This is a genomic window from Dyadobacter sp. OTU695 (assembly GCF_038440355.1).
Lineage (GTDB): Bacteria > Bacteroidota > Bacteroidia > Cytophagales > Spirosomataceae > Dyadobacter.
This window is the reverse complement of the sequence record NZ_JASATN010000026.1, coordinates 28,925-50,997: the sequence shown is the minus strand read 5'-3', so window position 1 is coordinate 50,997 and position 22,073 is coordinate 28,925. Positions and strand designations below refer to the sequence as shown.

The window sequence follows — 22,073 nt, the reverse complement described above, 5'->3', positions numbered from 1 at the left end:
ATAGCGATCAAATGGTGCTTCTGTTGAGTACTTTTCACTGGGAAGGTGGTGCCGGGGTCGCTGCGGCAAGGTTGCACCAGGCATTGCTCAATGTCGGCGTCGATTCGCATCTGATGGTTTCGCAAATATCCCGGCCCGGCCCTCAAACCGCCGCGTGGGCAGATAGCCCGTGGAAATCGAAAAAAGCCTGGGGGAATTTTGTACTGGAACGGCTAAGTTTTCTTCCCTATGAAAAAGACAAGTCGGTCCGTTTTGCTTTTTCTCCGGCAACTGTGGGCACCGATATTGCCGACCATCCGCTCGTAAAAGAGGCAAGTATCATTCATCTGCATTGGATCAATTTCGGGTTTCTCTCACTAAAATCGCTGGAAAAATTGTTTGCGCTCGGAAAACCGATCGTCTGGACGTTGCACGATATGTGGACGTTTACCGGTGGCTGCCACTACAACCGGGGCTGCGAACGCTATCTCACCCATTGCCGTTACTGCCCGTATCTCAAAAAGCCGGGTGAATATGATATTGCCTTTGCTCAATTCGAAAAAAAGGTAGCCCTGTACCAAAATGCGCCCCTTACGCTCATTTCGCCCAGCCAGTGGCTGGATAACCTGGTTCAAAAAGCCGCATTGACAAATAGCACTCCCTCAGGGACGATCCCCAATTGCATCGATACCAACTTTTTTAAGCCCGGTAACCGCATTGAGGCCAGGAACGCGTTGGGATTGCCTGTCGACAAGAAACTACTTCTTTTTGCGGGTGCCAACACACAAGATCCCCGTAAAGGATTTACCTATTTTAAGCAAGCCATGCGCTCTGCTGGCCTGGCCGACGCGGAAGTAATGATTCTGGGTAAAGGAAAAGCCGAGAACTTCGCAGACATGCCCGTGAAGGCTCATTTTTTGGGTAAAATATCGGATATGAAACAAATGGTGCAGGCTTATAATGCGGCCGACGCGCTCATCGTCCCGTCCCTCGAAGACAACCTGCCAAACACAATTATGGAAGCCATGGCATGTGGCACACCTGCCATAGGGTTCGGTACGGGCGGCATTCCGGAAATGATCGGGCATTTGGAAAGCGGTTTTATAGCAGAATCTAAATCGGCTCCTTCACTCTCCGAAGGCATCCAGTGGGTGTTGAAACATAATACGGATGGCACGGTGTCGGAGAAGGCACGCAAAAAAGTCTTGCAACACTATTCGGAAGAGGTGGTAGCCAGGCAATATTCCCAACTTTACGACTCGCTGCTTCATGGCCAATAGTCCGCTGCTAACAATCATCACCGTAACTTTCCAAGCCGAAAAATACCTCGGCCGGACATTGGACAGCGTGGACAGGGCTTTGTCTAATGTGAAGAATCCCTCACTATTGGAATACCTGATTATCGACGGCGGATCGAACGACCGTACACTCAGCATTGCCGGCCGGTACGACCATTTTGTCTTCAAAATTATATCCGAAAAAGACAAGGGGCTTTACGATGCCATGAATAAGGGCTTGCGACTGGCGTCGGGGAAATACGTGTGGTTTTTGAATGCAGGGGACGAGGCTTATGGTGACCAGACCCTTCAAAACCTGCTATCATTGCTCGAAAGCGGCGCTGCCGTATATTACAGCGACGCCATGATGGTTGTTGAGAATGGGACTGAAGTGGGTCTCCGGAGCCGTTTCACGCCCCATACCTTGCCGGCGAACCTTCACTGGCAGGACTTTGCGCTGGGCATGAAAGTCTGCCATCAGGCATTTATAGCACGGAAAGATATCGCCCCGTTTTACGAATACGAGAATCTCAGTGCCGACATCGACTGGGAAATCGAATGCCTGAAACGGGCCGAGAAGGTAGAGTTTCTGCCGTTCATTTTATGCCGCTACCTTTTGGGCGGGCTATCGGTTAAAAACCACCGCCGTTCACTTATCGACCGGTATAAGGTGCTTAAAAAGCATTTTGGACTTGTACCAACGCTATTCAACCACCTGCGCATATTCTGGCGGGGATATTGGTTTGCCAAAAAGAACGGGAAATACTGGTAGTAACTGCTTCCTGTTATTGCCAGCTAATCCATGCCTTTGCATCCTTGGCACTTACCATGTCGTAGGTTTCGTCCGATGTCTGAATGAGGTAGAAGCCGCTGGCGTCGTATAGAAGATCGCCTGATTTTTCGGCACCGCTGCCCTTCGGAATAACTCCGAATTCCCCGACTGGAGTAAATATCACACGGCCGTCGGCAGTAAATGTTGGCTTTGCCGGTGCGTGACCGTAGTCAAGATAAATCCCATCTTCATCATAGAAAATAGGTGCAAAAGCGTCATACCTGGCATTGAAAGCGGGCGCGTACATATAGAATCCGTAAGGCCGGCCTTCTTCATCTTTCAAATCCTTCACCTTGAATGCGTCGTCGACCCCATTGACGTGGAAACCATTCTCCGACCGCCAATCGCCACCGGATTCAACAGGTGCCTGCCACCACCTTCTCGCAGCTGCCAGATCGACGGATATCGGCTTGATCGCACTCACTACAACCCCACTCGCGCCGCCGCCGCTGAACCCGACCTGGGTCGAGTTGGTATTCCAGGTAATGTTGCTAAAACCGGTGATCGTTTGCGAGCCGTTTACCAGCCGGGATACGAACGAGACACCCGCCGTCGTAAAGTAGTATTTCGTGCTGAAAGTCTTGGGCACATTGCCGTTCAGCCAGGTAAGTGAGATTGTCCGGTTGCTCTGGCTGACAGTAATTTCATAGGTATTGGCACCCAGCGTTACCCGCTTGAAATAAGGAATGTATTTAGCAATATTATTGAAAACAAGCACTTTGGCCATATCCCCGTTTCCATACGCGGTCGCCTGCGCCTGTGTCGCCTTGGTAAGAACGAGGCGGCTCTGATTTTTACGGCCAACGAACGCCATCCGGTCCGCGGTGATGGAATCACCATAAATACTGAATTCGAAATCGGAAAGAAGGCCTTCTCCCAATGTACCGCCGTTGACTTCGTTGTCAGGATCGGCCAACACATGCAGGTAAGAGTAAGTGTCGAATATCAAAGAAGGCGTTTGCATGGCCTTCAACCGGTAGCTGCTTTCCTTCGGTTTGGCAGCCGAAGCATCGGAGAAATCCGAGTACATCGTCACCCGGTTCTTGTCATCGAATTTGAAATAAAACCCGTAACTACCTCCTCCTCCCGGAAAAATGACTGCATTCCAGCCATAAGGAGCTTCTACGAGCTGCTTTTCATACGAAGCCAGCGCCGCATTCAGACGCACGTCCGCCGATTCTTCGAATACCGTATCGTCTTTGTTTTCACAGGAGAAGAAAACAGTGGTCAGAAACAGCAGATATAAAAGTGATCTCTTCATCGGGCATCAAAAAAGTTTATTCATCGAAGTCCGCACTTTATTTTGCAGACTGTAAAAATCAATCTTCCAGGTATTCTTGTAATAAGCTACAATAATAGCCTCTTTTTGCCGCAATGCGGCCTGCGCCTGCGCCCTTGTTACGCCGCTGGGGCTCGTCCCTTCCGGTATGGAATTTACGATCTTGTCGAAACCCGCCTTTCCTTCGGTAAGCATCATCGCGATCATCTCCACGAAATCCTCGTCGAAGGCCGACGAACTGTAAGCGGTGATGAAGCCGTCCCGGCGCGCATCGGCGTCACTCCAGTTGATCCAGTTCCCGCCTTGGTAATACGCTTTTGAAATATTCTTGTACTCCACCGGATAGAATACCGTCTGGTGCAGAATGTGACCGAACTCGTGGTGGATTGTGTGCAGGAACCAGTCTTTTACAAAAGAAGAGTCCCTTCCAGGATCGTAGCCCTGCATTCCCTTAATCTTGAACAGGTTTACCCCGTACAAAATCACTTTCCGGCCGCCTTCCGCGGTCCCGAGGGTAATAGAACCAGACTCGACATTATACTCATTACTACCCGATAGAATGAAGAATTTGGGTGAATATTTGTTATAAAACACCTTCCCCGCTTCTTCTACGTAAGGGGTCGTCCACGCCTTTTTAATTGTGCTGAGCAACGGAATTACCTGTGCTTCATCCGGTGGCACCAGGTTTTTGGTCAAATTCCCGAATTCGAACTGGTCCCATTTATATTTTGCGGAGATATTGTAAGGAACCACCAGGCTATCCTGAATCCACTTGTCAATCGGCCCCTGGGCCCAAACGTCGCCCCCCAGTCCGGGAATGTCGTCCACATTGCCCAGGTCCTCTTCCTTGCAGGAAGTCATGCTCGCCAGCAACGCGGCAACAATGCAATAGGTAAAATATCTGAATATCGTTTTCATGTTTGAATGGCTTTCTTACCTGGGATTCTGTGCTATGCCTGAAAGTGCTGCCGTCTGCGGGATCTGCAATACCCTGCGGTTGTCCCCAGCGGGAACCGAAATGACCGATCCGCTCCGGGTTTCATGTGTTACCGTCCTTTTGTAACGCTGAATGTCAAACCAACGCATTCCCTCCTGTACGAACTCGATGCGTTTGAATGCCAGCACGGTTTCGATAATGTTGTCTCTGACATTGTTCTTCCTGAAATAGCTCTGCATGCTGGCGGCGGTCACCTTATGCGCGGACTCATTGTAATTATCGACCCGTTTGCTGATGTACGTATTCAGGTCGGCGAGGCAAGCGGCCGTATTGTTGAGATAAGCATTGGCTTCCACTTTATTGAAGAGCACCTCTTCCACGGTAAAAGCGGGCAACATCACATAAGGAAGCCCAATTTCCGCATTGACAGACTCGCGAACGAAATACTCCGTCAGTTTTGGGACAAAGTAATTGTTCTCTCCCCGATAGTAAAGTGGGTAAGCCCAGCCTGCATTTCCGGTGATAATCCGATCACTGTCCGAAATTTCCTGCCATTTGGGATAGGTCATGCCATATCGATAGTTAGCGACGTAACGTCCGTAAGTCGATGAGGTTTCAATAAGCAGCAAATTGGCATTCTGGTTAGCACGGGAATAGAGCCTGAACAACTCTTCCGGCGAAAGGCTCGAATAAGTAGTGTTCCACGGGCGGAGATTTTCAGCAAAGCTACTGCCCGGGAATGCGGCATTTGCGTATTGCAATACCTTTTGGTAGTCTTTTTTAACCAGGTAAAACCGACTCGCAAATGCATTGGCGGCTGCGATATTAAAATGGTATTTCGGCACGGTATAAGAGCCGTCGCTGATCAGCGGAAGTCCTTCCAGCAAGTCCTTTTCGATCATCTGGTACACGCCGGCCACCGTGCCGCGCTCGTATTGCTTGATCACGACATTTTCCGGTACCGTAACATACGGGACCCCCGGACTGTCGTTGGATTGTTGCGGATCAAAAAATTGACAATAGTAATTGACCAGCATGAAATGCGCATATGCCCGGGCCAGCAATGCCTCGCCTTTCTGCGCATTGTATTTTTCAGGATCGGCAACTTTGCTGATAATGTCCAGCGCCTCATTCGCTACGGAGATAGCCCGGTAGCATTCAGCCCAATATTGGTCCGGCGAATCCTGCTCATCCACGGTTGCCTCCACTACTTCGAAGAGGAACGAACCACGATTCGTCTTATCATCCTGGCCTTGCCCCTTGTCGGCGACGTTATCACTCATCCCTTCCGAGAACACAATGTAGCCAGCCTGCGGATAAGCTGTCGTAAGCAATTGCGACACCTGCTTCGGAGTATTGATAATTGCCCGCGTACTATCCGGCTCCTTCGAGAGGAAATCCTCACAACCGGCCAGGGCCAGAAGCGGAAGGATGAGCACGATTGATTTTATTTTTTTGATGGTAGTCATATCATTAATTCATGAAATCATCCGCAGAACTTATAATGTCAGTTTCAAAGCCACAGTGAATTGCTTTTGAACAGGCTGCGCCACACCACCCGAGTTGAAAAACTCCGGATCCTGCCCTTTCAGCATTTTATCCGAATAAATCAACCACGGGTTGATCGACGACACCTGAATGCTCGCCGCTTTAAATCCGTAGCGGGAAATGACCTGCAACGGCAACTTATACGCCAGCGAAACCGATTTTAACCGTACAAAATCACCCTTCGCCACACGTTCGGTCGAGTAGTTATACGCGTTGTAGGGATAGGTACCTTGCAGGTAAAGCAATTCAAATTGATCGGAAATCGAGGGTTTTGCGGGAAATTTTTCATCGCCCGGAATCACCCAGCGGTCGTAAAATTCTTTCGGCATTGCATCCAGATCACTGAATGCATTCCGGTACAATGGATTGAGCCTAATTTTGTTTCCTGCCTGGTATGTAAAGAATACGTTCAGCGTAAATCCTTTATAGACCAGTGTATTATTAAAACCACCGGTAAATGGCGGATCGACCGGCCCTTCATATTTGAGATACTGCACATTCTGGTCCTGCAAATACACATCCGAGCTCACTTCGCCTTTTTCATTAATAAATATCGGAACGCCCGTTTTTGGGTTTAATGCACTAAAATCGATCGAATAAAGGCTGCGCACCGGCTTACCTTTCACATTGGCCCCCTCGGCTTTCACCAGGTCGAAAATGCCGGGGCTGTTATCCACGTTTGTAATGAGTGTGTGCGAGTAGCCGAAGGTAATACGCGATCGGAAATCCCAGTCGCGGGTTTTTAGCAATACACCGTCGACGGAAAAATCTGCACCATAGGATTCCATGTCGGCGTAGTTGGCAACCTTGTAAATCTGCCCGCCGATACCTGACGTTTTAATCTGGTCGATCAGATCGAAGCTGTTGCGAACGTAACCATCCAATGTAAAATTGATGCGGTTGGCAAACAGCCCGACATCCAGTCCGACGTTCCCGCTATACAATTTCTCCCAGGTAAGTTGGGTATTTTGCAGCGACGCAAGCTGGATAGCCGACTCCTTCTCATCCGCGTAAGGCCGGCGTGTGATGATACTTTGCAACAACACCGCCGCATTGGTGGCAGGGCCGGTGTCCGCAGAAAGCCCATAGCTCATTCGCAAACGGCCCATGCTCAGCCAACTCAGGTTTTTGAAAAAATTCTCGCGGTCGAAGTTCCAGGAACCGGCTATGGTATAGGTAGGCAGCCACCGCGCGATCGCCGACTTCCCGAAGCGGTTCGAACCGTCGTAACGCACGTAGCCCGTTACATTATACTTCCCGTCCAGCGTGTAGCCAAGGCTTCCATAAAAGGCCGCGAAACGTTCGTAGTCCATTTGCATCCCGTAGTACTGGAAGTTGGTTTCAATGGTTTGTTTCAAAATACGGTAGTCCACAAAAGGAGTACTTCCCTGGTCGTACTGGAACCCGTAGCCGGTGTTATTGGCATTCTGGCGGTTGGTGAATTTCACCTCCTGCCCTACCAGCGCATTCACTTCATGCCTTTCACCAAATTTCTGGTTATACCGCAGGTTGTTCCTGACGTTGTAAAAAAGCATCTGGTCTTCATTACGGTTATAGAAGCCACCGCTAGGCAATACTACCACCGGGTTTGCGTTCGGATCGTCGGGGTCAACGTAGAGGTATTTGTTGGCAGCAGCGATGGTAGCGTTGTCGGCAGCCCGGTAGGCATTCGCCATGTTGCTGTGCTCAGTGATAATGTGCTCGCGGCCCGTCTGAATGTATCTCAACGCGCCAAGGAAATCATAGCTCAGGTGGTCCGTGATCTTGTAGGAAAGGTTTCCCTGTAATTTGATATCCGCTAATGTCAAATTAAGCCGATTGTTGGCGAGCTCCGAAATGATATTAAACGGAGCAAAATTTCTTCTAAAGAATTCAAGATTGCCGTTCTGGTCGTAAGCAGTGAGCGTCCGGCTGGTATTCAATGCATAACTGAACGGATTAATGTCAAAATCGCGGTCAAACTTGCCCTCAACCGGATTACTCCTTCTGCTCAATGAGCCCGGCGCCTGCTGGCGTCTGACCGAAGCCAGGGTTGTCAAACCAATGCTCAGACGATCGGAGAGTTGGTAGTTATTGTTAAAATTGAGGGTATACCTCTTTACCTTATCCGCGATCGTCCAGCCATTATCGTCCAGGTAACTAACTGACGCATAAGAGTTGGACTTCTCCGTTCCAAAAGAAACACTCAGGGAATGTTCGTGGATGAAATTCTGCTTGAAAAGTACATCGAACCAGTCGGTATTCGCTTTCGCGTAGCCTAACAAAAACTCCCTCCTCTTTTCCGGGGTGTTCATTAAGTCAAAATTTCCTTGCTCGTTGCCTACCTGGATCAGATTGTACATCTTTCCATAAACGCCGTAGTCAGGCTTGGAAAGGACATCCGTACCCAGATAACCGGCCCGTTCCAGGTTGCCCAGCACAGACATCTGCTGCGCCGAATTCATAATGTTGAAATTCCGGTAAGAAGGTACCAGCTGCGTGCTAAAATTACCGGAATACGTTATCACCGGCTTGCCGCTCTTTCCTCTTTTGGTCGTGATCACAATCACCCCGTTCATAGCGCGGGCGCCGTACAATGCAGCCGCGGCGGCATCCTTCAATATGTCGAAAGTCTCGATATCGTTCGGATTAAGGCCCGCTACGGCCGAGCCCAGCAATGTGGTAGGGTCGCCGCTGGAAAGCTGATCATTTGAAATATTTACAATATCCTCCTGTACAACTCCGTCGATCACCCAGAGCGGTTTGTTGGCGCCATTCAGCGAGGTCGCTCCGCGGATACGGATTTTAGGCGCCGCCCCGAAAGTACCGGAGACGTTCTGGATCGAAACACCGGCCGCACGGCCTTCCAGCATCCGGCTGACGTCCGGCAGACCGTCGATTTTCACATCGTCCGTTTTGAGCGTTACCGCCGACCCGGTGAACTTGTCCTTGTTTATCTGCTGAAACCCGGTCACAACCACATCCTGTAAGCCCACGGCATCTTCTGCGAGTTCAATGGTCAGGTTCCGGGCCGCCTTCACCTCTTTGGGTAAAAAGCCGATCATGCTGATCACAAGGGTTGCATTGTCGTTTACGCCCTGCAACAAAAACTCGCCTTTCTCATTGGTAACCGTGCCTTTCTGTACACCTTTCACCCGCACGGTCGACCCGACCAATGGCTCGCCGGTAGTGCTTTTCACCACACCCCTGACGTCGATATCGGCGGCAAATGCAAAGGAAGAAAACGGAGAAGTGCAAACGGACAGAAAGAAGACACCCAGGAGCAACGCAATAAGCCGACTCAGGCCACTGATCCGATAGAAAAGATTCATATAAATAAGTATAAGTCTAACTCCAAATAACTGTCCGTCCGCCCAAAGCGGGTTTAAAAATTAATAGATTCAATAATACGGATTATCGCACGAAAAGCGAAAACATTCTACGCCTGGCGGTGACAAAAATTAAATTCAAGCAAATCGTAAAAAAGCAAAAGAATATAGCCAATACGCACAAAATCCCGACATTGTGGAACTGCGTAGCCGGATTTAAACAAATATCTTTCTAAAAACATGGCCTAATCGCATTTTATTGTCCCGGGAATGCGATTTAAGCAGTTTCAGGAAGCATCTTTTTTCTTTTCTGTCAAAACCGAAGTAATGCGGTTCAACTCGTCGACTTTTGAAGCAAAATCACCTTTCAGCATATCACGGACCGCTTTGAGCTGCTTCATAGCCGTTTCCAGGTTATCGGGGAGCGCCTCTCCGAGAACCTCTTTCAGCCGTTTGGCAAATGTAGGAGACATTCCATTCGTGGAAATAGCCACCTTCAGGTTCCCCTTTCTGACCACCGAGGAGAGGTAAAAGTCGCAAATATCCGGCGTATCGGCCACATTCGCGAGTATATGCCGGGCACGGGCGGTTTCCCAGATCCGTTTGTTTTCCGCCTTATCGTTTGTCGCGACGATCACCAGGTCCTTTTCCAGCAGATCCTCGTCCTCAAACTTCCGTACAATTAGATTTATTCGGGAATTGGCGGTTGCGATGTCCATTATTTCCTCCCGGATTTCAGGTGACACGAGCGTGACACGTGCGAGCGGGGCGTTGTCGAGAACTGCTGTAATTTTTTCTAAACCTACATAGCCGCCGCCCACAATGAGCGTGTGCAGGTTTTCGAGTTTCAGGAATATCGGGAAGAGATTGTTCATTAATCAAATTTACACAAATAACCCGTTCATTACGACACTGCGAGTGCCTTTATAACTATTCCAACATCGCGCTTTTTCTATCTGCTTCTTTCCCCGTACCTTTGCACCATGATCGCGATTACGAACCTCAGTTATTTCCTGGGCGACCGTGCACTATACGACGGCGCCTCACTACATATCAAGCCAAAACAAAAGATCGGACTTATCGGGCTGAACGGTACCGGCAAGTCTACCCTCCTGCGCATGATTAACGGAGAGTTCCAGCCCGACGCTGGTTCGATCTCCAAGGCCGGCGACTGTACGATCGGTTTCCTTAACCAGGATTTGCTTTCCTACCAAACCGAAGATTCGATCCTTTCGGTGGCTATGCAGGCATTTGAAAGGCAAAATGTTTTGCAAGTGCAGATGGACAAGATCCTGCACGACATGGAACATAATTACAGTGACGACCTTGTCGACAAGCTTGCCCGCGTGCAAGATGAATTTGAGGCTCTGGACGGCTACTCGGTACAATCCAAGGCCGAAGCGATCCTCGAAGGTTTGGGCTTCTCGACTGCCGACCTGAACCTGCCGCTTCGCCAGTTCTCGGGGGGGTGGCGGATGCGCGTAATGCTCGCGAAACTGCTTTTGCAAAAGCCGTCGCTCCTCATGCTCGATGAGCCAACCAACCACCTCGACCTTCCTTCGATTCAATGGGTGGAGAAATACACCCAAAATTACGAAGGGGCTGTCATCGTAGTTTCCCACGACCGCCAGTTCCTTGACAATACCATTGATACGACTGTGGAAGTTTCAGGCGGAAAACTCAATTACTACGCCGGTAACTACTCCTATTACCTCGAAGAAAAAGCGCTGCGTAACGATATTCAGCGAGGCGCTTATGAAAACCAACAGGCCAAGATCCGCCAGACTGAGCGTTTTATCGAGCGATTCAAGGCAAAGGCCACCAAATCACGCCAGGTGCAAAGCCGCGTGAAGGCGCTGGACCGGATGGACGTTGTGGATGAAGTAATGGACGAAAATGCGAAAGTGCATTTCCGCTTCCAGTTCACTACCCAGCCGGGGCGTCACGTGTTCCAGCTCGAAGATGCGTCCAAGGCGTATGGCGACAAAGTGATCCTTGATGCAACCAATGTCAGCATGGAGCGGGGCGATAAGATCGCGCTCATCGGGGCCAACGGCCGCGGTAAATCCACCGTTTTGCGCATTGTAGCAGGTACCGAGCCAATCGAAGGCAAAAGAAGGTTGGGACATAATGTGTCATTTACATTCTACGCCCAGCATCAGCTCGAATCCTTGAATGTAGCACACAACCTGATAGAGGAACTAAAATATGCCAACCCGACCAAGACCGAAACCGAATTGCGGACGGTTCTGGGGTGCTTCCTTTTTACAGGTGATGATGTATTTAAAAAGATTAAAGTGCTTTCAGGTGGTGAGAAATCACGGGTCGCACTGGCTAAGGTTTTGCTTTCACAAGCGAATTTCCTCCTTCTCGATGAGCCAACGAACCACCTGGACATGCAATCGGTCAATATCCTGATCCAGGCATTGCAGCAATATGAGGGCAGTTACATCGTCGTTTCCCACGACCGGTATTTTGTAGAAAACATTGCTAACAAGATCTGGTATATTGAAGACCATCAGATCAAGGAATATCCGGGCACTTACGAAGAGTATGAAATCTGGGTAGAGGAGCGCGGATTGCAGTCGGCTGTGAGTGAAAAAGCAGCTGTAAGCAGTGCGCCGCCTCAAAAAAGTCAGCCTGCACCCTCCAATCAGAATAAGACCAATGGCAAGCCTCAATCCAATGAAGACGCCCAAAGGCTGAAAAAAGCGAGAAAACAGATTGAGGAACTGGAAGAGACCATTAACAATCTCGAAATAAGAAAAGCAGAAACAGAAGGTAAACTGGCCGATCCGAAGATTTACAACGATTCTGTTGCATTAGCTGAGATGAACCGCTTTTACGTGGACATCAAGCAAAAACTGGAAAAGAGTACCGAGGATTGGGAGAATCTGATGCTGGAAGTGGAGGAGCTTTCGGGAAAATAGGAAAATTCGAAAGGGAGTCAGAAATGGCTCCCTTTTTGTCAGTCCAGCTTTTCGATTTGCGCGTAGATATCTGCCATTTTTAATGTCAGACCGATGTGACCAATCTCAATACTGCCTTCGATATCACTTGCTTCCGAGGCCAATATCCATAGACCATCGCTTCCCTTTCGATGCACCTCAGCTCTGATATCCTGAGAGTCGATCAGCACATATTCCGTCAACGTCCGTAGACTTCGGTATAAATGAAATTTCCTTCCCTGATCATACCCTTCTGTGCTGGGCGAAAGCACTTCGATAATCACCGAAGGATTAAGCAGTGTGTCCGTTTGCTTATCCAAAAACTCCGGTTTACCACAAACTATCAGTAAGTCGGGATAGGTATACAGCGTATTTTCCGGAATATGAACACGCATGTCGCGTGAAAAGCTTTGGCAGGGCTTTCCTTTCAACTCCAGGTAAATTTCTCCCGATAAGTTTTCCGTGATCCGGTTGTGATAACGACTCGCCCCGGACATCGCAAATATCTCCCCCCGATAGTACTCGCTTTTGTACTCGGCGGTGCGTTCCAGTTCAAGATATTCCTCTTCTGTGTACATTTTGATTGCGACTGCTGACATGGTTTCTAATCAAAAATAGTTAATAATGTTCAAATCACCTTTTCCAAACTCTATGTACCTTACAGTAAAAAGTTACGTTTCCATTTAAAAATCCCGAGATGCGTTTAGTACTGCCAATAATCCTTTTTCTGTTTTGCACACATGCTTATGCGCAGCCGCAGGGGCTTCGCCTGGAAGATTTTATTTACCAGGACAAGATCAAAACCGTTCTGCTGTACCCGGCCCTCGACGATCCTGAAACGCCCACCCGGCTCCTTACTCCACCCATTACCCCACTCAACAACCCTGCGCCGCTCGTGCTGGAATTTGATGACATGACCGGCCAGCCGGAGGGTTACCGGGCCAAAATCATCCATTGCAATGCCGATTGGACCAAATCCAGTCTGAACGACATTGAATTCACCTACGAGTTCAACGAGTATCCCGTCAATACCTATGATCAGTCGTTCAGTACGAAAGTGCCCTACACACATTACCGTTTTGAATTACCCAAATTGAAGCTCCCCGGCAATTATGTAATCTATGTTTTTTCCGAGCGTGACAGAAAACTAATGTTCAGCCGGCGGTTCATGCATTACCAACCGCGCGTGAGCATTACTGCACAGGCCCGCTTTTCGCAGGGAATTGAGCAGCAGTTTTCCGATCAGCAGATCGATTTTGCGGTAGACTATAAAGGCTACCAGCTCATTGCGCCACAAACCGACCTGAAAGTGGTAATCCGAAAGAATTTCCGTTGGGACCAGGCGAAGACAAACTATAAGCCTACCAATGTGCGCCCGTTCGACCAGCGATTGGAATACACATTTTTTGACCTTGAAAACACTTTCCAGGGCGGAAATGAGTTCAGGTATTTTGATAGCCGTTCGCTTACCGGTCGTGGTTATGGCGTGAATGAGATCGAACGAACGGATGAGTTCACGAAGCTGTTCCTTTTTCCCGATAAACCCCGCGCTCACGTGCCTTATATACAAATCGACGATTTCAATGGCCAGTACATTGTAGATCAGCGGGAATCGGGGCGCGGAAGCGTAGAGGCGGATTATACGCCGGTCGTGTTTACATTAAAAACGGAGGAAGATCCGGGCGCGACGTTTTATGTCAATGGTGCCTTCAATCTCTGGCAGCTCACCGAACGTAATAAAATGACATACGACGCTACTGCGCAGGCATACCAGGTCGAAATGATGGTAAAGCAGGGCGTGATCAACTATGACTACACCATGGTCAAAAGCAACCAGAAGCCCGACGAGTCTTACATTGAAGGAAATTTCGCAGCTGCAGAGAACGATTACGATATATTGATCTATCACCGTCCGCCGGCAAGCCGTGCCGATCTGCTCGTCGGTTATCGCACCGTTGAATGGAACCGGCGGCGTTAAACCACTTAACGTTATGAAGTCGTCAGCAAACAGCGTTTACCTCACCTCGAACCTTTCGATCACCAACGACGAGAATTACATTGTCGATTGCTTAGTCGATCACGATGAAATGCCTGTCAATTTTGAAGCCAGTCATGTGATCAGCTTCTATGTGCAGACTGACCTTTATCTGGTACTGTATTTCCCGCAGCTGAATGACCGCGGATTTCAGATGTATATCGTCGAGGATTTTTCACAGAATATCGATGATCTGGTATTTCTCCGCGAAATGTTCATGCAGCTCATCAACGAGGGCCACAATCCGGAGATTCTAAAGAAAGCGCATTACAAAGTGGATACCATTCTGCATATGGCGAAGACATTAAGGGCTGTCATTCATAAAGACGCGCCCGACTACTATGAGGATTAGTATGAAAACAAAAGAGCGGCGCATTGCCGCTCCTTCATTTCTGAATGACATTATCTGAAATTACACATTAAAACGGAAGTGCATAATATCACCATCCGCCACGATATATTCCTTGCCTTCCACCGCCATTTTACCAGCCTCTTTCACCGCGGGTTCAGTTTTATAATGCTCGTAATCGGCAATTTTGATCACCTCCGCACGAATAAATCCTTTTTCAAAATCACTGTGGATCACTCCCGCTGCTTGCGGCGCCTTCCAGCCTTTCACGATCGTCCATGCCCGCACTTCTTTTACACCGGCTGTGAAGTAGGTAATGAGGTTCAAAAGCGCATAAGAAGCCTTGATCAGCTTGCTCAGCCCTGATTCCGTCAATCCGTATTCGCTCAGGAACATTTCATGCTCTTCGGGGTCCTCGATTTCAGAAATCTGAGATTCGATAGCCGCGCAAAGCACGATCACATCGGCACCTTCGTGCTTTACAGCCTCTCTCAGCTTTTCTGAATATTCATTTCCAGTCAGCATCGAACCTTCGTCGACGTTCGCTACATAAAGCACGGGTTTCGCAGTAAGCAGTTGCAGATCGCCGATAACCGATTCTTTGGTTTCCGGATCGATCTCAACGCTTCTTGCATTCTTCCCTTCTTCCAGCGTCGACTTATATTTTTTCAGCCATTCGAGTTCGGCTTTCGCTTTGGCGTCACCTGCGCGGGCACCTTTCTCCGTCTTCTGGATCTTCTTCTCGATCGATTCCAGGTCTTTCAGCTGCAACTCCGCATCGATGATCTCTTTATCAAAAACCGGGTCGACGCGGCCTTCCACGTGCACCACATTGTCGTCGGCAAAGCAGCGTACCACGTGTACGATTGCATCTACCTCACGGATATTGGCCAAAAATTTGTTCCCCAACCCCGCGCCCTGGCTCGCACCTTTCACAAGACCTGCGATATCCACGAATTCGATGATCGTAGGGATCACCTTTTGAGGGTTAACGAGCTTGGTAAGGGTATCCAGGCGTTCGTCAGGAACGGTCACAACACCCACATTGGGCTCTATGGTGCAAAAAGGATAATTGGCAGCTTCGGCTTTGCCGGTAGAGATGGCATTAAAAAGGGTGGATTTCCCAACGTTCGGCAATCCGACAATCCCACATTGAAGACTCATATATGAATGGTAAGCAGTGAACGGCGGCCTCACGTTTGCCTGAAAAAGCAAAGCATGCCCGCCTGCTGAATAATAATTTTCGCAAAATTACTATTTAGCAGGTACAAAAACCAAAAGCCTTCGTAATCAATTGCGAAGGCTTCTACTTAATATCTTAATTTCTTAATCCCACTTAAGGTCCGACTCTCCTACTACGTCTACCTCGTCTCCCTTGGATTCAAATTGCGAGAAGTCAACCTCTGGCATCAACTCTGTTTTCACGTGATCAACCGCTTCTTTCAATGCCTCCACGAACTTGTCAAAGTCCTCCTTGTACAAAAACATCTTGTGTTTTTCGTACGTAAATCCGTCTCCCTGAGGGTGGCGACGGCTTTCTGTGATGGTAAGATAGTAATCGTTAGATCGCGTAGAGCGAACATCAAAGAAGTAAGTCCGTTTTCCCGCCCTGACCCTTTTGGAGTAGATTTGCTCTCTGTCTTCCACTATGTTTAGTTTTAAATAGGTTTCCAAACGCTAAAATATAAAGTTTATTGCTGCTTCCAAAAAAACCGGAACATATTAGCGATTTGTTAGTTGCGGGTTACATTTATGCGGCAGGATGGATTTCAAATTAACCGCATTTTTTGCTGGCTTCTTAAAATCTTTTTACTAGTTTTGAAATTCGTGGGTTTTAAAATTGACCCGAAACACCAAAGGAAGATATGAGATAAGGAACTTTTACCTTATTATGTTTCACCTAAATACAGAACTATGACTAATCGTCGAATTCTGATTCTCACCATATTAGCGTTTGTCGCGCTGTTACCGGAAGCCTTCGCGCAGGTAAAACTCGGCAAAACGGAAACCGGAAATGCCTCCTACTACTCGGCACGGTTTCACGGCAGGAAAACCTCTTTCGGGGAAGTACACAAAAGCAGTGAATTGCTGGCCGCCCATCGGAGCTATCCGCTCAATACCATGCTTGAAGTGACGAATCTGGAAAACGACGAGAAAGTGATCGTGAGAGTTAATGATCGCGGGCCGTTTTCAAAGCACCGCGTAATCGATCTCAGTAAAGAAGCAGCCCGTCTGCTGGGCATTCTCGCCAAAGGTGTCGCCAACGTTTCGATAAGGGTTGTAGGAATGGAAGGAATGGTGCTCTTGTCACCCAACGAAGAAATCGACCCCAAATCGGGCAAAGTCATTTCCATGAGAAGTAAGCCTTGATGCTAAAATGAGTGTCCGCCAACTGGATCTGGCCAAGGTCAGAGAATTCGGAAACCTGGAATTTCTTGCAAAACAGTTGGTAGAAGGTTTTATTACCGGTCTTCACAAGTCCCCTTTTCACGGCTTTTCAGTCGAATTTGCCGAACATCAGCTTTACAATACAGGCGAATCCACGCGAAATATCGATTGGAAGGTTTTTGCCAAGACCGACCGGCTTTATGTCAAGCGTTATGAGGAAGAAACCAACCTCCGCTGCCATATCCTGCTCGATACGTCGTCTTCTATGTATTACCCGGAAGACAACTATGGCAAAATGACGTTTAGCGTCATGGCCGCAGCAAGCCTCACCTATTTGTTGCAGCGGCAGAAAGATGCCGTAAGCCTCTGCACATTCGCTGAACAGATCGAAGTACAAACAGCGGTCAAGTCCACGCCCTCGCACGTGCACAAGATCATGCTCGAACTGGAACAGCAGCTGCAAACCAATCGTCCGCTGCTGAAAACTTCCGTAGCAGATGTCCTGCACCAGATTGCCGAAAAGATTCACAAGCGCTCGCTGGTCGTCATTTTCAGCGACATGTTCGATAATCTGGAAGAAGCAGAAAAGATTTTCTCCGCATTACAGCATTTACGCCATAACCTCCACGAGGTACTGCTCTTCCACGTCACCGACCGCAGAACCGAGGAGAATTTCGCTTTCGAAAACCGCCCCTACGAGTTTGTCGACCTTGAAACAGGAGAAAAGATAAAAGTTCAACCCGACCAGGTACGCGAGTCTTACAAACAGTTTGTAGGTGATTTTTATCAGAAATTGAAACTGAAATGCGGGCAATACAAGATCGACTTCATCGAAGCGGATATTGCCAAAGGCTTCGACCCTGTACTGCTCGCCTATTTAGTGAAGCATTCCAAAATGCGGTAATGCACTTTAAACCATTCTATTGATTCAAGAAAAGCGACATAAACAGCTCATCCAGGTGCGCTACCGGTATCACTTCTATATTTCCCCTCTTCAAGTCTAGCCCCTTACTATTGTATTTTGAAATATACATCTTTTTGAAACCCAGCTTTTCCGACTCCGAAATGCGGCTGTCGATGCGATTTACAGCCCTGACTTCCCCGCCCAGGCCAACTTCCGCCGCAAAACATACCGATGGTGGAATGAATTTATCCTCATAAGAAGAGACCAACGAAGCGATAACAGCAAGGTCAATCGCCGGATCTTCCACTTTCAAACCGCCGGCCACATTCAGGAACACATCCTGCACGCCCAGTCTGAAACCTCCTCTCTTTTCCAGAACGGCCAGCAACATTTGTAAACGTTTTGCGTCGAAACCAGTACTGCTGCGTTGGGGCGTTCCATAGGTCGCCACGCTCACCAACGACTGAATTTCGACCAACAGCGGCCTGTTTCCCTCCATCATCGAACCGATCGCGATTCCGCTAACCGGCTCGTCACGCTGCGAGATCAGAATTTCGGAAGGATTGCTTACCTGCCGGAGGCCGGTTCCCTGCATTTCATAGATACCAAGTTCGGAGGTGCTCCCGAAACGGTTTTTCATCGTACGCAATATGCGGTAGGTATTATGCCGGTCGCCTTCGAATTGAAGCACGGTATCAACCATGTGTTCCAAGACCTTCGGGCCCGCGAGCGATCCGTCTTTGGTAATATGGCCGATCAGGAACACCGGCACACCCATTTCTTTTGCGTACTTCATAAACTCTGCCGTGCATTCACGCACCTGCGAGACGCTTCCGGCACCCGATTCGATGTAAGTAGATTGCATCGTCTGAATGGAATCGACAATGAGTATTTCGGGTTGAAAATCTTCTATTTGTCTGAAAATGTTCTGAGTCTGGGTGTCGGTAAGGATAAAGCACTTATCGCTTTTGGCCGCCATCCGTTCCGCGCGCATTTTGATTTGCGCCTCCGATTCCTCGCCGGAAACGTACAATACCTTTTTATTCGAAAGCGTCAATGCAATTTGCAACATGAGTGTCGACTTTCCGATTCCCGGCTCCCCGCCTATCAGGACCAAAGAGCCTGGCACGATACCTCCGCCCAATACGCGGTTGAGTTCCTCGTCGAAAGTGCGGATACGGGGCTCGTTTTCGTAGACAATTTCGGCAATCGCCCGGGGACGGCTGGCCAGGTTCACCGATTTCCAGGAAACCGCTGTTTTCTTGTCGTCCTTTTCAATAACTTCCTGAACGAACGTATTCCACTCGCCGCACGACGGACACCTGCCGACCCATTTTGGCGAATTATACCCACATTCCTGACAAAAATATGCCGTTTTGGCTTTGGCCATAATAGAAAAGTCTAATTTATATCCTATTGGTGACTAACGTAATTCGGACGATATTAATCCAATATTTGCATGTTTCGGCCATAAAATCAAAAAAAATATAGGATAGGTATAGTTTTTTGCAAATTGGCGTTATTAACCTGTTTTACTTAAAAAATCATATTATCCATGAACATCCTGACAAAAGTGGCCTGTGCCTGTTTGCTCTGCATTTTCGCATTCTCAAATGTGCAGGCCCAGAAAAAAGGTTTTGCGTTTGGTATCAAGGGCGGGGTGAATTTGTCGCGGCTTACAATGGGCGATGTTTTCACTACACGCTACGACGATCAGGGAAATCCTTATCTCGGATATGATGGCAAAGAGGTTCGCGACAACCTTAAGGAAAGCTTCAATACACGGACCGGGGCGGTGGGTGGCGTTTGGATGCGCTTCGGGAAAACCCTGTTCATCCAGCCTGAGGTATTGGTTTCGACAAAGGGTGGTTCGTTCAAAATAATCCAGAATCACGAGGAAACACCGGTTGAAAAAACGATCAATGTCAAGTATAGCAACATCGACGTCCCGTTACTGATCGGTCTGAAAGGCGGCCCGTTCCGCATTCTGGCAGGTCCGGTTACATCGTTCCGCATAGGCGACAACCAGCGGTTGCGCGATGCATTTAAATATTACACGTCCGATCTCAACAATGCGATGTCCCAGGCTACATTTGGTTACCAGCTGGGCGCCGGCCTGGATCTGGGCAATTTTAGTCTCGACGTTAGAAAAGAAGGTTCATTTACCAACCTCGCCTCATTCCAGGTAAGCGGTGAGCAAGCAACCGGCGGCTCTGTGAAGCAGAAAGTAACCTCGTGGCAGGTGACGCTTGGGTTGAAGCTGTTTTAATTTTGAATGATTGAATGACTGAATGATTGAATATTTAATGAGTGAATTGTGACTGAGCTCAATATCTGCAAACGAAATTACTATTCAACATTCAATCATTCGATCATTCAATCATTCATTCCCCCCATAAACAAAACGAGCAGCCTTCGATCGAGCGATGGCTGCTGTTTTTATGAATAACCCACTAATTTAATTCACCAAAATATCTTCTATGCGCTGATGCGAATGAGGTTGGTGTGATCCAGAAGATCAGATACCTCTTTAATTTTTCTGCGCGATACGACTACCTCTTTGCCGCATGAGAGTTTCAACATGCGATCGTCTTCCATGCGTTCCACCACGTAGTCGGCATTTACGAGGTATGATTTGTGAACGCGGAGGAATTTAGCGCTCAACTGTTCCGCAAGAGATTTCAATGTTTTCGAAACCAGGTATTTCTTACCATTGTTCGTATATATAAATGTGTAGTTACCTTCACCTTCGAGGAAAGTGATTACGTCGGGTGTCAAAAAGATCGTTCTTCCCATCGATTGGACCGAAATGTAAGAACGGCTGTCGTTGTATGATCTCTCTGACAGATTGGGGCGAGTAAAGCTTGGAAAATTTTTCATGGTAACTACGCTAAGTATTGTTGTGATTTCTTGTTTCAAAATTAGCACATCGCGTAGTGTTCCGAAAATACGTAAAAGTACGTATAGATAGCTAACTATTTAACATTCAGTAATTTAACTATTAGTTAATATATTAAATGACGTAACCAAACTTAGTAAAATGCGTAATTTTACGTAGTCTCCAAAACGTGGATTTTTCCAATAAACAAGCCCAATAAACGTAAACACGTCACTTCGCGTCCGCCAGCGAGCTAACTTTCGTTATCTTTGCAGGAATTTCAGGCCCTTCGAAAAGGGCCTCTTACCGCAAAAGACGCGGCATAAGTCACCAATAACAACAAGCTTTTATGATTACCGAGCGGGTAAAAGAGTTAGTTTCTGAAATCGAACAGGCAGCCGTTAGCAACAAGGAGCAGCTGGAAGCCTTCAGGTTAAAATATATCAGTAAAAAGGGGGCAGTAACCGAGCTTTTTGATAACCTCAAAAACATCCCTCAGGAAGACCGCCGGGCCGTAGGGCAGGAATTGAATACGCTCAAAAATCTCGCGCAAACACGTTTTCAGGATTTTCAGGCAGCGTTGGAAAATTCAGCGGAGAGCAATCCCGAAATGCTGATCGACCTTACTTTGCCGGTTACGCCAAACCTTCAAGGTAGCCTTCACCCGCTAACGATCGTTCGCCGGAGGATAATCGAAATTTTCGAACGCATGGGCTTCAACGTCTCGTATGGACCGGAAATCGAGAAGGACTGGTACAACTTCAGCGCATTGAACTTTGCCGATAATCACCCGGCACGTGAAATGCAGGACACGTTTTTCATTTCTAAAAGCGAGGGTGATGTGAAGGACGACGTTCTCCTGCGTACACATACATCTAATGTGCAGGTGCGCCTGATGGAGCGCCAGAAGCCGCCTATCCGTTCCATCATGCCGGGGCGCGTGTTTCGTAACGAAGCTATTTCAGCCCGTGCGCATTGCGTTTTTCACCAGGTAGAAGGGCTTTATGTGGATAAAAATGTAAGCTTCAAAGATTTAAAAGATACATTATATCACTTCGCCAAGGAGATGTTCGGTAAGGATTCCAGGATCCGTCTCCGTCCATCCTATTTCCCGTTCACCGAGCCCAGTGCCGAAATCGACGTTTCCTGCTTTATTTGTGGGGGAAAAGGCTGCAATGTTTGCAAGCATACCGGATGGGTTGAAATCGCCGGTTCCGGAATGGTCGATCCGAATGTATTGGAAAACTGCGGCATCGATAGCGAAGAATATACCGGTTTCGCATTCGGAATGGGTATCGAGCGGATTACCATGCTGCGTTACGGCATCAACGACCTCCGTTTATTTACAGAAAATGACGTCAGGTTCCTGCGGCAATTCGAAGGAGCCTGATTTGAAATACCAAAAAAGCAG

General features: G+C 48.2%; 19 protein-coding genes. 9 read left to right on the top strand and 10 right to left on the bottom strand.

Annotated elements, in window-relative coordinates:
* Positions 1-14 precede the first annotated feature (14 nt).
* Entirely contained in the window at positions 15-1,259 is a 1,245-nt protein-coding gene (locus tag AAHB90_RS29170) for a glycosyltransferase family 4 protein (RefSeq protein WP_342088867.1), read from the top strand.
* On the top strand, positions 1,249-2,028 hold the full coding sequence (locus tag AAHB90_RS29165) for a glycosyltransferase family 2 protein (RefSeq protein WP_342088832.1): 780 nt from the start codon (positions 1,249-1,251) through the stop codon (positions 2,026-2,028). The genes AAHB90_RS29170 and AAHB90_RS29165 overlap by 11 nt, the downstream gene beginning before the upstream one ends.
* 13 nt (positions 2,029-2,041) lie before the next feature.
* On the opposite strand, the gene AAHB90_RS29160 is transcribed toward AAHB90_RS29165, so the two are convergent.
* From AAHB90_RS29160 to AAHB90_RS29140, 5 genes are all read right to left on the bottom strand, one after another.
* Complete coding sequence (locus AAHB90_RS29160) at positions 2,042-3,349, bottom strand: DUF4302 domain-containing protein (RefSeq protein WP_342088831.1); 1,308 nt, start codon at positions 3,347-3,349, stop codon at positions 2,042-2,044.
* 6 nt (positions 3,350-3,355) lie between these two features.
* Positions 3,356-4,285 carry a zinc-binding metallopeptidase gene (locus AAHB90_RS29155; protein ID WP_342088829.1) on the bottom strand — a complete coding sequence of 310 codons (930 nt, stop codon included), beginning with the start codon at positions 4,283-4,285 and terminating at the stop codon, positions 3,356-3,358.
* A 15-nt stretch (positions 4,286-4,300) separates the two neighbouring features.
* Positions 4,301-5,773: a RagB/SusD family nutrient uptake outer membrane protein gene (locus tag AAHB90_RS29150; protein WP_342088828.1), complete on the bottom strand. Its 1,473-nt coding sequence runs from the start codon at positions 5,771-5,773 to the stop codon at positions 4,301-4,303.
* Between the two features lie 30 nt (positions 5,774-5,803).
* Entirely contained in the window at positions 5,804-9,163 is a 3,360-nt protein-coding gene (locus AAHB90_RS29145) for a SusC/RagA family TonB-linked outer membrane protein (RefSeq protein WP_342088827.1), read from the bottom strand.
* Between the two features lie 284 nt (positions 9,164-9,447).
* Complete coding sequence (locus tag AAHB90_RS29140; protein ID WP_342088826.1) at positions 9,448-10,035, bottom strand: precorrin-2 dehydrogenase/sirohydrochlorin ferrochelatase family protein; 588 nt, start codon at positions 10,033-10,035, stop codon at positions 9,448-9,450.
* Positions 10,036-10,143: 108 nt separating this feature from the next.
* Here AAHB90_RS29140 and AAHB90_RS29135 point away from each other — a divergent pair, with 108 nt between their 5' ends.
* Positions 10,144-12,090, top strand: a complete 1,947-nt coding sequence (locus AAHB90_RS29135) for an ABC-F family ATP-binding cassette domain-containing protein (protein ID WP_342088825.1) — start codon at positions 10,144-10,146, stop codon at positions 12,088-12,090.
* 38 nt (positions 12,091-12,128) lie between these two features.
* Here AAHB90_RS29135 and AAHB90_RS29130 read toward each other — a convergent pair whose 3' ends face one another.
* On the bottom strand, positions 12,129-12,707 hold the full coding sequence (locus tag AAHB90_RS29130) for a Uma2 family endonuclease (RefSeq protein ID WP_342088824.1): 579 nt from the start codon (positions 12,705-12,707) through the stop codon (positions 12,129-12,131).
* Between the two features lie 98 nt (positions 12,708-12,805).
* Between AAHB90_RS29130 and AAHB90_RS29125 the strand changes: the two genes are divergently transcribed.
* Positions 12,806-14,086 carry a type IX secretion system plug protein gene (locus tag AAHB90_RS29125; RefSeq protein ID WP_342088823.1) on the top strand — a complete coding sequence of 427 codons (1,281 nt, stop codon included), beginning with the start codon at positions 12,806-12,808 and terminating at the stop codon, positions 14,084-14,086.
* A gap of 13 nt (positions 14,087-14,099) precedes the next feature.
* A complete protein-coding gene (locus AAHB90_RS29120; protein WP_342088822.1) occupies positions 14,100-14,495 on the top strand; it encodes a hypothetical protein in 396 nt (131 codons plus the stop codon).
* A gap of 60 nt (positions 14,496-14,555) precedes the next feature.
* On the opposite strand, the gene ychF is transcribed toward AAHB90_RS29120, so the two are convergent.
* Together ychF and AAHB90_RS29110 are read right to left on the bottom strand one after the other, a co-directional pair.
* The gene (gene ychF, locus AAHB90_RS29115) at positions 14,556-15,656 is read right to left on the bottom strand and encodes a redox-regulated ATPase YchF (RefSeq protein WP_342088821.1); all 1,101 of its coding nucleotides are present in this window, start codon (positions 15,654-15,656) and stop codon (positions 14,556-14,558) included.
* A gap of 162 nt (positions 15,657-15,818) precedes the next feature.
* Positions 15,819-16,166, bottom strand: a complete 348-nt coding sequence (locus tag AAHB90_RS29110; protein WP_019942161.1) for a DUF3276 family protein — start codon at positions 16,164-16,166, stop codon at positions 15,819-15,821.
* Between the two features lie 240 nt (positions 16,167-16,406).
* On the opposite strand from AAHB90_RS29110, the gene AAHB90_RS29105 reads away from it, so the two are divergent.
* Both AAHB90_RS29105 and AAHB90_RS29100 read left to right on the top strand, forming a co-directional pair.
* Positions 16,407-16,862 (top strand): septal ring lytic transglycosylase RlpA family protein, encoded by a 456-nt coding sequence (locus tag AAHB90_RS29105; protein ID WP_342088820.1) that lies wholly within the window; start codon positions 16,407-16,409, stop codon positions 16,860-16,862.
* 7 nt (positions 16,863-16,869) lie between these two features.
* A complete protein-coding gene (locus AAHB90_RS29100; protein WP_342088819.1) occupies positions 16,870-17,784 on the top strand; it encodes a DUF58 domain-containing protein in 915 nt (304 codons plus the stop codon).
* Between the two features lie 16 nt (positions 17,785-17,800).
* Here the strand turns inward: AAHB90_RS29100 and radA are convergent, their stop codons facing one another.
* Entirely contained in the window at positions 17,801-19,174 is a 1,374-nt protein-coding gene (gene radA, locus AAHB90_RS29095) for a DNA repair protein RadA (RefSeq protein WP_342088818.1), read from the bottom strand.
* Between the two features lie 165 nt (positions 19,175-19,339).
* Between radA and AAHB90_RS29090 the strand changes: the two genes are divergently transcribed.
* The gene (locus AAHB90_RS29090; RefSeq protein ID WP_342088817.1) at positions 19,340-20,053 is read left to right on the top strand and encodes a porin family protein; all 714 of its coding nucleotides are present in this window, start codon (positions 19,340-19,342) and stop codon (positions 20,051-20,053) included.
* A 209-nt stretch (positions 20,054-20,262) separates the two neighbouring features.
* Here AAHB90_RS29090 and AAHB90_RS29085 read toward each other — a convergent pair whose 3' ends face one another.
* Positions 20,263-20,580: a LytR/AlgR family response regulator transcription factor gene (locus AAHB90_RS29085; RefSeq protein WP_342088816.1), complete on the bottom strand. Its 318-nt coding sequence runs from the start codon at positions 20,578-20,580 to the stop codon at positions 20,263-20,265.
* Positions 20,581-21,011: 431 nt separating this feature from the next.
* Between AAHB90_RS29085 and pheS the strand changes: the two genes are divergently transcribed.
* Positions 21,012-22,052 carry a phenylalanine--tRNA ligase subunit alpha gene (gene pheS / locus AAHB90_RS29080; RefSeq protein WP_342088815.1) on the top strand — a complete coding sequence of 347 codons (1,041 nt, stop codon included), beginning with the start codon at positions 21,012-21,014 and terminating at the stop codon, positions 22,050-22,052.
* The last annotated feature ends 21 nt before the right edge of the window (positions 22,053-22,073 follow it).

Bases quoted from the DNA above. Each gene is read 5' to 3' on its own strand.
- AAHB90_RS29165 (WP_342088832.1), top strand. From the start codon at position 1,249: ATGGCCAATAGTCCGCTGCTAACAATCATCACCGTAACTTTCCAAGCC.
- AAHB90_RS29160 (WP_342088831.1), bottom strand. From the start codon at position 3,349: ATGAAGAGATCACTTTTATATCTGCTGTTTCTGACCACTGTTTTCTTC.
- AAHB90_RS29155 (WP_342088829.1), bottom strand. From the start codon at position 4,285: ATGAAAACGATATTCAGATATTTTACCTATTGCATTGTTGCCGCGTTG.
- AAHB90_RS29150 (WP_342088828.1), bottom strand. From the start codon at position 5,773: ATGACTACCATCAAAAAAATAAAATCAATCGTGCTCATCCTTCCGCTT.
- AAHB90_RS29145 (WP_342088827.1), bottom strand. From the start codon at position 9,163: ATGAATCTTTTCTATCGGATCAGTGGCCTGAGTCGGCTTATTGCGTTG.
- AAHB90_RS29140 (WP_342088826.1), bottom strand. From the start codon at position 10,035: ATGAACAATCTCTTCCCGATATTCCTGAAACTCGAAAACCTGCACACG.
- AAHB90_RS29135 (WP_342088825.1), top strand. From the start codon at position 10,144: ATGATCGCGATTACGAACCTCAGTTATTTCCTGGGCGACCGTGCACTA.
- AAHB90_RS29130 (WP_342088824.1), bottom strand. From the start codon at position 12,707: ATGTCAGCAGTCGCAATCAAAATGTACACAGAAGAGGAATATCTTGAA.
- AAHB90_RS29125 (WP_342088823.1), top strand. From the start codon at position 12,806: ATGCGTTTAGTACTGCCAATAATCCTTTTTCTGTTTTGCACACATGCT.
- AAHB90_RS29120 (WP_342088822.1), top strand. From the start codon at position 14,100: ATGAAGTCGTCAGCAAACAGCGTTTACCTCACCTCGAACCTTTCGATC.
- ychF (WP_342088821.1), bottom strand. From the start codon at position 15,656: ATGAGTCTTCAATGTGGGATTGTCGGATTGCCGAACGTTGGGAAATCC.
- AAHB90_RS29105 (WP_342088820.1), top strand. From the start codon at position 16,407: ATGACTAATCGTCGAATTCTGATTCTCACCATATTAGCGTTTGTCGCG.
- AAHB90_RS29100 (WP_342088819.1), top strand. From the start codon at position 16,870: ATGAGTGTCCGCCAACTGGATCTGGCCAAGGTCAGAGAATTCGGAAAC.
- radA (WP_342088818.1), bottom strand. From the start codon at position 19,174: ATGGCCAAAGCCAAAACGGCATATTTTTGTCAGGAATGTGGGTATAAT.
- AAHB90_RS29090 (WP_342088817.1), top strand. From the start codon at position 19,340: ATGAACATCCTGACAAAAGTGGCCTGTGCCTGTTTGCTCTGCATTTTC.
- AAHB90_RS29085 (WP_342088816.1), bottom strand. From the start codon at position 20,580: ATGGGAAGAACGATCTTTTTGACACCCGACGTAATCACTTTCCTCGAA.
- pheS (WP_342088815.1), top strand. From the start codon at position 21,012: ATGATTACCGAGCGGGTAAAAGAGTTAGTTTCTGAAATCGAACAGGCA.